The organism is Janthinobacterium sp. ROICE36 (assembly GCF_002869965.1).
Lineage (GTDB): Bacteria > Pseudomonadota > Gammaproteobacteria > Burkholderiales > Burkholderiaceae_D > Janthinobacterium.
This window is the reverse complement of sequence record NZ_PEBS01000119.1, coordinates 1-9,517: the sequence shown is the minus strand read 5'-3', so window position 1 is coordinate 9,517 and position 9,517 is coordinate 1. Positions and strand designations below refer to the sequence as shown.

Annotated in this window: 7 protein-coding genes and 2 pseudogenes; 4 read left to right on the top strand and 5 right to left on the bottom strand. The window is 60.3% G+C overall.

The window, feature by feature from the left end:
• A pseudogene (locus tag CSZ94_RS29025) lies at positions 1-148 on the bottom strand (IS5/IS1182 family transposase); the annotation flags it as partial.
• A 69-nt stretch (positions 149-217) separates the two neighbouring features.
• The gene (locus tag CSZ94_RS26105; RefSeq protein WP_102124179.1) at positions 218-877 is read right to left on the bottom strand and encodes an HD domain-containing protein; all 660 of its coding nucleotides are present in this window, start codon (positions 875-877) and stop codon (positions 218-220) included.
• A 332-nt stretch (positions 878-1,209) separates the two neighbouring features.
• Here CSZ94_RS26105 and CSZ94_RS26100 point away from each other — a divergent pair, with 332 nt between their 5' ends.
• The 3 genes from CSZ94_RS26100 to CSZ94_RS26090 all read left to right on the top strand — a co-directional run bounded on the left by CSZ94_RS26100 (position 1,210) and on the right by CSZ94_RS26090 (position 5,231).
• The gene (locus CSZ94_RS26100; protein WP_102124178.1) at positions 1,210-1,701 is read left to right on the top strand and encodes a chemotaxis protein CheW; all 492 of its coding nucleotides are present in this window, start codon (positions 1,210-1,212) and stop codon (positions 1,699-1,701) included.
• Between the two features lie 191 nt (positions 1,702-1,892).
• A complete protein-coding gene (locus tag CSZ94_RS26095; protein WP_102124177.1) occupies positions 1,893-3,515 on the top strand; it encodes a methyl-accepting chemotaxis protein in 1,623 nt (540 codons plus the stop codon).
• A 78-nt stretch (positions 3,516-3,593) separates the two neighbouring features.
• The gene (locus CSZ94_RS26090) at positions 3,594-5,231 is read left to right on the top strand and encodes a methyl-accepting chemotaxis protein (protein ID WP_102124176.1); all 1,638 of its coding nucleotides are present in this window, start codon (positions 3,594-3,596) and stop codon (positions 5,229-5,231) included.
• On the opposite strand, the gene CSZ94_RS26085 is transcribed toward CSZ94_RS26090, so the two are convergent.
• Genes CSZ94_RS26085 through mgtA form a run of 3 tightly spaced genes read right to left on the bottom strand, consistent with a single transcriptional unit; the run spans position 5,228 to position 8,811 of the window.
• The gene (locus CSZ94_RS26085; RefSeq protein ID WP_102124175.1) at positions 5,228-5,740 is read right to left on the bottom strand and encodes a ribonuclease HI family protein; all 513 of its coding nucleotides are present in this window, start codon (positions 5,738-5,740) and stop codon (positions 5,228-5,230) included. The two genes, CSZ94_RS26090 and CSZ94_RS26085, sit on opposite strands and share 4 nt — an antisense overlap.
• A complete protein-coding gene (locus tag CSZ94_RS26080; RefSeq protein ID WP_102124174.1) occupies positions 5,737-6,090 on the bottom strand; it encodes a DUF6677 family protein in 354 nt (117 codons plus the stop codon). The genes CSZ94_RS26085 and CSZ94_RS26080 overlap by 4 nt, the downstream gene beginning before the upstream one ends.
• A gap of 36 nt (positions 6,091-6,126) precedes the next feature.
• Positions 6,127-8,811 (bottom strand): magnesium-translocating P-type ATPase, encoded by a 2,685-nt coding sequence (gene mgtA, locus CSZ94_RS26075; protein ID WP_102124173.1) that lies wholly within the window; start codon positions 8,809-8,811, stop codon positions 6,127-6,129.
• 558 nt (positions 8,812-9,369) lie between these two features.
• Between mgtA and CSZ94_RS29020 the strand changes: the two are divergent.
• Positions 9,370-9,517 (top strand): annotated as a pseudogene (locus CSZ94_RS29020) (IS5/IS1182 family transposase); the annotation flags it as partial.

Sequence of the window (9,517 nt, the reverse complement as noted above, 5' to 3'; positions counted from 1 at the left end):
AATACAGCGCCTGGAAATCATCGTTCATGTTGGCCAGGATGGCATCGACCAGTACTCGCAATTTGCGCAAGGGATGCGCATCCGGGATGCGTTCCTCCAACGAGCGGTAACTGTACAGAGAGTGCTGGGTGACGTCGGTCTTGCGCATGATGGCGGTGGGAAAGTGGGGCTGATGAAACAACGTTTACCGGCCCGTGATGGTTGACGGGCACGGCGATTAATTCAACACCCTGCTAACTCCCCATTCGCCGGCAAAGGCGGCGCGAAAATCCGTCAGCACGGCCAGGCGCTGCTCGGCCAGCGCGCGGCCCGCCGCCGTCTGCATCTTGCCGGGCAGCTTGTCGAGCTTGGTGACGATATGGTCGAGCGCGTAGGCCTTGTCGTTGAGTGCGCGATGCTGCGCCAGCGGATCCGTGCCATGCGCCAGCGCGCTGTCCATGCGTGCCGCCGTATAGAACAGGCGTGCCAGTCCCACGGCCCCCAGCGCGTCGATGCGGTCGGCATCCTGCACGATTTGCGCTTCGATGGTGGTGGGCCTGAGGTCGGCGGAAAAACTGTGCGTCTCGATGGCGTGCGCCACGCCTGCCAATTTTTCTGCCGGGAAATCTTGCTCCGCCAACTGGCGGCAAGCCAGCACGGCCGCCTGGCGCGAGGCCAGGTGGCGCTCGGGGTGGTTTTTCGGCAAGTTGACCAGGTCGTGCAGGTAGCAGGCGGCCATTACGGTGAGGGCGTCGGCCTGCGCATGCTCTTGCAGCAGGACGCGGGCATTGCGCCAGACGCGCTGCAGGTGGTTGATGTCGTGGGCGCTGTCTTCGCCCAGGCCGGCCGTGGCCAGTGCCCGCAGGCGCGGTTGCCATTGAGAAAGCAAAGAATGCATGGTTCAAAGTCGTAAATGCAGGGGCCGCCAGTGTGGCATAAAACGCCGCAGCATGTGGCGGCGAGCCTGGCGCCCCGGCGTGCCGCATTTGCCACATCAGTGCATTTTGGGAAAGCATCAGCCCGGGGATCGCTCTTTTTTAGTGCATGTAAAATTTACATGGGGCAACATTGCCGCACAGAAATTAGAGACATCAGCTAATTGCTAGAAAGTATTTGCAAAAACATATAAGTGGCAGCCATTGCATTGCATTGCGAATGGCTTGTCACGTCCAGGGCCCGCGTGCAGCGTGTCCTGGCCTGCGCCCCAGGCGAGTTAACGAAAGGATTATCATGAACACCATTTCCAGCGACACTGGCGCAACCGTTGCCAAGGCTGCCGAATACCTGGCCTTTACCCTGGGCCAGGAAGAGTATGGCATCGACATCCAGAAAGTCAGCGAAATCCGCAGCTATGAAACGCCGACCCGCATCGCCAACGCGCCCGAGTTCGTCAAGGGCGTGGTCAACTTGCGCGGCATCATCGTGCCCATCGTCGACATGCGCATCAAGTTCAACCTGGGCACGCCCAGTTATGACCAGTTCACCGTCGTCATCATCCTCAATATCGGCAACCGCGTGGTCGGCATGGTCGTGGATCGCGTGTCCGACGTCACTACCTTGCTGCCGGAACAGATCAAGCCGGCGCCGGACATGGGCCGCTCGATCAACACGGAATATGTGATCGGCCTGGGCACCATCGACGAGCGCATGCTGATCCTGATCGATATCGACCAACTGATGTCCAGCGCCGACATGGGTTTAATTGAGAAGCTTGCCGCTTAAGTTCTTGCCGCCGGTCATTTTGACCGGCTTTGTCGGAAACAATTGACCCCAAGCATTGTTTGCTTTTTCTGCAAGGCGCACGCTAGAACTTTTTCTGGCGCACGGTTCAGCTGAACCGTGCGCCAGTTTCACTTTAGTGTCACTTTTTACGCCCGTTTTGCCATGGCATCAGCGCTCTTTAGGATAGTCACATGAATGTATTACGCAACGTCAGCATCGGTGTTCGCCTCGGCCTCGGCTTTGCCGTCATTTTGCTGTTTTCCATGCTCATTACCGGCATCAGCGTCTGGCGCTTGCACGACGTGGCCAGCGCCACGCGCGTCATGATGGAGCAGCCATTGGCCAAGGAACGCTATATTTCCGACTGGTATGGCCGTATCGACAGCGCCGTGCGCCGCACCATCGCCATCGCCCGCAGCAGCGACACTTCGTTGAGCGGTTATTTCGCCGAAGAATCGAAAGTCTCGTCGTCCAGTTCGGCCGAACTGCAAAAGAAGATCGAGGCGCTGATCGACAAACCAGAGGAAAAAGCCATGTTCGCGGCCTTGCTGGAACAGCGCAAGGTATATATCAGTTCGCGCGACCAGGTCTATAAGCTGAAGGGCGAAGCGCAGGTCGATGCCGCCAATGACGTGTTTGAAAAGACCTTCGTGCCGGCCGCCGCCAAGTACCAGAAAATGGTGCTGGAATTGCTGCAACAACAGCGCGCCAGCATCGACAAGACGGCGCGCGAGATCGACGCCGTCGCCAGCACCAGCCGCACCCTGATGCTGGCGCTGGCCGCACTGGCGCTGCTCTTTGGCGTCGTGTGCGCCTGGGTCTTGACGATGGGCATCGTGCGTCCGCTGCGCACGGCCGTGGAAATCGCCCGCAAGGTGGCCGATGGCGACTTGACGGCGCAGATCGACGCCAGCGCCAAGGATGAAACCGGGCAATTGCTGCTCGCCCTGAAGGATATGAACACCAGCCTGCTCAACATCGTGGGCGAAGTGCGCAGCGGCACGGACAGCATCGCCACCTCGTCGACGCAAATTGCCGCCGGCAACCAGGACCTGTCTTCCCGCACGGAAGAGCAGGCCGGTTCGCTGGAAGAAACGGCGTCCTCGATGGAAGAGCTGACGTCGACCGTGAAGCAGAATGCGGACAATGCGCGCCAGGCCAACCAGTTGGCGGCCTCGGCGGCGCAAGTGGCCGTCAAGGGCGGCGAAGTGGTGGCGCAGGTGGTGGGCACGATGGAATCGATCAATGCATCGTCGAACAAGATCGTCGACATTATCAGCGTGATTGACGGCATTGCTTTCCAGACGAATATTTTGGCCCTGAATGCGGCCGTGGAAGCGGCCCGTGCGGGCGAGCAGGGACGCGGCTTTGCCGTGGTGGCGTCCGAAGTGCGCAACCTGGCGCAGCGCTCGGCATCGGCGGCGAAAGAGATCAAGACGCTGATCGGCGCGTCCGTGGAGCAAGTCAACGCGGGCAGCATGCTGGTGGCGCAAGCCGGCTCGACCATGAACGACATCGTCGACAGCGTGCAGCGCGTGAGCGACATCATCACGGAAATCACGGCGGCCAGCAGCGAGCAAAGCGTGGGCATCGACGAGATCAACCGCGCCATCGGCCAGATGGATGCCGTGACGCAACAAAATGCGGCCCTGGTGGAAGAGTCGGCGGCGGCCGCCGAATCAATGCAGCACCAGGCGCACAAGCTGGCGCAGGTCGTCAGCGTGTTCAAACTGAATGGCCAGCAGGCCGGCGCTGCGAACGCGATCAAGCGTCCGACAGCGTCACAAACTGCCTTGCGCATCGGCACACGCTGATGCCGGCGCGGCTGCCCCTGGCAGCCACTTTTTGCACTCCCCCCGTATAGTCAGATTCCGCTTTTTTAGGATATTTACATGAATTTATTAAGAAACGTCAGTATTGGTGTGCGCCTTGGCCTGGGGTTTGCCGTGATTTTGCTGTTTTCCATGCTTATCACGGGTATCAGCGTGTGGCGTTTGCATGAAGTGGCCAGCGCCACGCGCAACATGATGGAGCAGCCCTTGGCCAAGGAACGCTATATTTCCGACTGGTATGGGAAGATCGATAGTGGCGTGCGCCGCACCACGGCCATCGCGCGCAGCAGCGACACGACGCTGGGTGCATATTTTGCGGAAGAGGCCAAGCAATCGTCCGTCGTATCGGGCGAATTGCAAAAGAAAATCGAAGCCTTGATTTCCAGCCCGGACGAAAAGGAACTGTTCCGTCTGGTGAGCGAACAGCGCAAGGTGTACCTCGATTCGCGCGCGCAAGTGTCGAAGCTGAAAGCGGATGGGCAGGAAGCGGAAGCGGAGCAAGCGTTCCAGAACATCTTTGTGCCCGGTTCAACGAAATACCTGAAAGTGGTGAACGACATGCTGCAGTACCAGCGCGCTAGCATCGACAAGACGGCACGCGAGATCGACGAAGTCGCCAGCACCAGCCGCACCCTGATGCTGTCGCTGGCCGCACTGGCGCTGCTCTTTGGCGTCGTGTGTGCCTGGGTCTTGACGATGGGCATCGTGCGTCCGCTGCGCACGGCCGTGGAAATCGCCCGCAAGGTGGCCGATGGCGACTTGACGGCGCAGATCGACGCCAGCGCCAAGGATGAAACCGGGCAATTGCTGCAGGCGTTGAAGGATATGAACACCAGCCTGCTCAACATCGTGGGCGAAGTGCGCAGCGGCACGGACAGCATCGCCACCTCGTCGACGCAAATTGCCGCCGGCAACCAGGACCTGTCTTCCCGCACGGAAGAACAGGCCGGTTCGCTGGAAGAAACGGCGTCCTCGATGGAAGAGCTGACGTCGGCCGTGAAACAGAATGCGGACAATGCGCGCCAGGCGAACCAGTTGGCGGCCTCGGCGGCGCAAGTGGCCGTCAAGGGCGGCGAAGTGGTGGCGCAGGTGGTGGGCACGATGGAATCGATTAATGCCTCGTCGAACAAGATCGTCGATATCATCAGCGTGATTGACGGCATTGCTTTCCAGACGAATATTTTGGCCCTGAATGCGGCCGTGGAAGCGGCTCGTGCGGGCGAGCAGGGACGCGGCTTTGCCGTGGTGGCGTCCGAAGTGCGCAACCTGGCGCAGCGTTCGGCTTCGGCGGCGAAAGAGATCAAGACCCTGATCGGCGCGTCCGTGGAGCAAGTCAACGCGGGCAGCATGCTGGTGGCGCAAGCCGGTTCGACCATGAACGATATCGTCGACAGCGTGCAGCGCGTGAGCGACATCATCACGGAAATCACGGCGGCCAGCAGCGAGCAAAGCGTGGGCATTGACGAGATCAACCGTGCCATCGGTCAGATGGATGCCGTGACGCAACAAAATGCGGCCCTGGTGGAAGAGTCGGCGGCGGCCGCCGAATCGATGCAGCAGCAGGCGCACAAGCTGGCGCAGGTCGTTAGCGTGTTCAAGCTGAATGGCCAGCAGGCCACGGTCAGCGGCTTGAAGAGGATGAAGCGCCCAGCTGTAAAAGAACCGAAGGAAACGTTGCAGATCGGCCGCGCCGCTTAATCTTCCTCTGCCCAGCTGGCGATCGCCAGCTGCGACAGCCGGTCCGCCTCGCCATTCCTGTGGCGCGGCAGCCAGCGCAAGCTCACATCCTTGAATTGTTCCAGCAGGGCCACTACGGTGGCCCTGTGCGTTTCCAGTCCCTTGGCGCCCTGCGGCGTCGTCCCCAGCACATCGTTGATGACCACCTGGCTGTCGCCGTACAGCAGCAGTTGCACGGGCGGCGGGCGCACGCTGAGCGCCGCCTGCAGCACGGCTGTCAGGGCCGCATATTCCGCATCGCTGCTGCTGCCATGGCCGGCCGCCTGACTCACTTCGATGCGCTCGCCGTCCGGCCCCAGCAGCAGGGCGCCTATGCCCAGCTTGCCCGGGTTCGGGTGGGCGGAGCCGTCGAACCAGCCGCGCCAGGCCAGCGGGCCGCCGTGGTCCTGGCGTTTGAGCGCCAGCTGCGCGCGGCGCGCCTGCACCTTTGCATCCTTGCGTGCTTTGCGCGCTTGCGCTTCTGCCGTCATGGCTTGATGAGCATGGTGTCGATCAGGCTGCCTATCCAGCAGGCCACCAGCACGCCTACGGCCAGCGTCATGGCAGGGCCGTCATTGGCGGAGAGTCGCTCCACTTTTTCCATGATCAGCTGCACATCGAGGGGCAGGGCGCCACTGTCGATCTGTGCCATAACTTGGTCCATGCGTGCCATCATCTGGCGCAATACGAGCACCAGGGCGACCAGGGCTGGCACGAGGAACAGGCAGCCACGCGTCTTGCGTCCAAGCAAGAAATGCCCGCTGCCGGGAAAGACCAGGGCCGATAGCAGCAGGGCTTGCGTGCGTTTGGAATTTGATGAAGATGAGGGTGAGCCGCTCATGCGCGCCTTTTGTAGGGGAAAGAGCGGTCCATCATACTATTGCCAGCCGAATTTGCGCAGGTACACGCGTTTCATGAACGTCGTCAGCACCGTGTAGCAGACGAGGATGCCCAGCAGCCAGGGGAAGTAGCCCAACGGCAAGGCTTGCAGCTTGAAGTAGGTCGCCAGCGGTCCCATCGGCAGGAAGACGCCCACAGCCATGATGGCCGTGGTGGCCACCAGCAGGGGTACGGACGCGATGCTGTCGATGAAGGGCAGCTTGGGCGTGCGGATCAGGTGCACGATCAGGGTTTGCGTCAGCAAGCCCACGACGAACCAGCCGGACTGGAACAGGGTCTGCTGTTCCGGTGTATTCGCGCCAAACACATGCCACATCAAGATAAAGGTGCTGATGTCGAAGATCGAGCTGATGGGGCCGAAAAACACCATGAAGCGGCCGATGTCGCGCGGGTTCCAGCTCAGCGGCTTCTGGATCAGTTCGGCGTCGACATTGTCAAACGGGATGGCGATCTGCGACACGTCGTACAGCAGGTTTTGCACCAGCAAGTGCAGCGGCAGCATGGGTAAAAACGGCAAAAAGGCGCTGGCCACCAGCACGGAAAACACATTGCCGAAGTTCGAGCTGGCCGTCATGCGTATGTATTTGAGCATGTTGCTGAAGGTGCGGCGGCCTTCCAGCACGCCTTCTTCCAGGACCATCAGGCTCTTTTCCAGCAAGATGATGTCGGCCGCTTCCTTGGCGATATCGACGGCCGAATCGACGGAAATGCCGATGTCGGCCGCGCGCAGGGCAGGCGCGTCGTTGATGCCGTCGCCCATGAAGCCGACGATATGGCCATTGCCGCGCAGGGCGCGCACCAGGCGTTCCTTGTGCAGCGGGCTGAGCTTGGCAAACACGGTATTCTCTTCAGCTGCCCTGGCCAGGGTAGCGTCGTCCATGTCGTCCAGTTGCGGGCCTTGCAGCACGCCATGCACGGCCAGGCCCACTTCGCGGCAAATTTTCGCCGTCACCAGGTGGTTGTCGCCCGTCAATACTTTCACGGTCACGCCATGTTCGGCCAGCGCGCGCAGGGCGGGCGCCGTCGATTCCTTCGGCGGATCGAGGAAGGCCACATAGCCGATCAGGGTCAGCGCCGTTTCATCGGCCACGCCGTACACGGTTTTATGCGGCGGCACTTCCTTGACGGCCACGGCCACCACGCGCAAGCCTTCCGCATTCAAGCCGTGCGTGGTGTCCAGTACTTTCGCCAGCAGGACGGCGTCGAGCGGCACGTCCACGCCATTCAGGCGCAAATGGCTGCAGGCGGCGAGGATTTCCTCGACGGCGCCCTTGCAGATCAATTCATGGTGGTCATTCTTTTCGGAAACGACGACGGACATGCGGCGGCGCACGAAATCGAAGGGGATTTCATCGACCTTGACGTAATCGCGCGCCAGCTGCATTTCCGTCTGCAATTCCACATGGTCGAGCACGGCGCGGTCCAGCAGGTTTTTGAGGCCTGTCTGGTAGTGGCTGTTCAGGTAGGCAAATTGCAGCACTTCATCGGATTGCTGGCCAAATACGTCCGTGTGGCGCTCGAGCACGATCTTGTCCTGCGTCAGGGTGCCCGTCTTGTCCGTGCACAGCACATCCATGGCGCCGAAGTTCTGGATGGCATCCAGGCGTTTCACGACGACTTTCTTTTTCGACAGTTTCACGGCGCCCTTGGCCAGGGTGCTGGTGACGATCATGGGCAGCATTTCCGGCGTCAGGCCCACGGCCACGGACAGGGCAAACAGGAATGCTTCCATCCAGTCACCCTTGGTCCAGCCATTGATCAGGAACACCAGCGGCGCCATCACGAGGGCGAAGCGGATCAGCAGCCAGCTGACGCTGTTTACGCCCGCTTCAAACGCGGTCGGCGTGCGCTCGCTGGCCGTCACGCGCGTGGCGATGGTGCCGAAGTAGGTGCGGTTGCCGGTCGCCAAGACCAGCGCGGTGGCCGCGCCCGAGATCACATTCGTGCCCATGAACAGCAAATTGGCCAGCTCCATGGGGTCTTTGCCATGGGCATCGGCCAGTTCCGCCATCTTTTCCACGGGCAAGGATTCGCCCGTCATGGCGGCCTGGCTGACGAACAGGTCTTTCGCGGACAGCAAACGGCAATCGGCGGGGATCATGTCGCCGGCCGACAGCACGATGATGTCGCCCTGCACCAGTTGGCGGATGGGCAGCTCGATCTGCTGGCCATTGCGCAGCACGGTGGCGGTATTGCTGACCATGGCTTTCAGGCGCTCGGCGGCGCGGTTCGAGCGGCCTTCCTGCACGAAGCGCAGTAGGGTCGACAACATCACCATGGTACCGATGACGATGGTCGCCTTCGGGTCTTCCGTCAGATAGGAAACGATGGCCAGCACGGTGAGCAGCAGATTGAACGGATTTTTGTAGCACAACCACAGGTGCTGGTACCAGGCCAGCGGTTTTTCATGCTCGACTTCATTCGGGCCCGTTTGCGCGCCGATGACTTGCGCCTCGGCATCGCGCAAACCTTCCAGGCGCGTATGCAGGCGGTTCAGCGCGCCATCCAGGTCTTCATGGGCGGCGTCCAGCAACTGGCGCGCCAGATGGTCGGGCACGGGGCGGGCCGTGCTGTTTTCCAGCGGCATGGCGCGGCGGCGGAAATGGCCGGCCGTATGGCGCTTGCGCAGGAATGATTCGAATAAGCGGGTGAAGAGATTCATGGCTCTTCCTTTCACGACGAGGTGTTGACGGGCGGCGCAGCCGCAGGCAAGACTTGCGTGCCGCCTAGACACAATAGTGCTGGCGGGCAATCCGGGTCAGTAGCTGGTCGCGATCGGAAAGAGGGGGGAGAGGCGCGCAGCCGGACTGGCCGCGAGAAACACCGCACCTTGCTCAGCAAGGCACGGAGGAAAGAAGTTCCGCGTTGCTTGCTGTTTAGCTGCCGAGGCAATCACCGATACAAGATCGGCTACTGTCACTAGAACAAGTACCCACGTGGGACTCCGTAAATGAATAATGGGGGCATCTTATGGAGGCGCTGCAAGCGTGTCAACTGAAGAAATCTTAGGTTTCCAAAGTGTAATGTGGGTGTGGGAAATACGAAATTAAAATACTAAATACTAAATACTAAATACTAAATACTAAATACTAAATACTAAATACTAAATACTAAATACTAAATACCAAATACTAACAGGGTGTTGAATTAATCGCCGTGCCCGTCAACCATCACGGGCCGGTAAACGTTGTTTCATCAGCCCCACTTTCCCACCGCCATCATGCGCAAGACCGACGTCACCCAGCACTTTCTGTACAGTTACCGCTCGTTGGAGGAACGCATCCCGGATGCGCATCCCTTGCGCAAATTGCGAGTACTGGTCGATGCCATCCTGGGCAACATGAACGATGATTTCCAGGCGCTGTATT

What these genes read in the sequence shown, in the direction of transcription:
- CSZ94_RS26105 (WP_102124179.1), bottom strand. Translation starts at nt 877, where the DNA reads ATGCATTCTTTGCTTTCTCAATGGCAACCGCGCCTGCGGGCACTGGCC.
- CSZ94_RS26100 (WP_102124178.1), top strand. Translation starts at nt 1,210, where the DNA reads ATGAACACCATTTCCAGCGACACTGGCGCAACCGTTGCCAAGGCTGCC.
- CSZ94_RS26095 (WP_102124177.1), top strand. Translation starts at nt 1,893, where the DNA reads ATGAATGTATTACGCAACGTCAGCATCGGTGTTCGCCTCGGCCTCGGC.
- CSZ94_RS26090 (WP_102124176.1), top strand. Translation starts at nt 3,594, where the DNA reads ATGAATTTATTAAGAAACGTCAGTATTGGTGTGCGCCTTGGCCTGGGG.
- CSZ94_RS26085 (WP_102124175.1), bottom strand. Translation starts at nt 5,740, where the DNA reads ATGACGGCAGAAGCGCAAGCGCGCAAAGCACGCAAGGATGCAAAGGTG.
- CSZ94_RS26080 (WP_102124174.1), bottom strand. Translation starts at nt 6,090, where the DNA reads ATGAGCGGCTCACCCTCATCTTCATCAAATTCCAAACGCACGCAAGCC.
- mgtA (WP_102124173.1), bottom strand. Translation starts at nt 8,811, where the DNA reads ATGAATCTCTTCACCCGCTTATTCGAATCATTCCTGCGCAAGCGCCAT.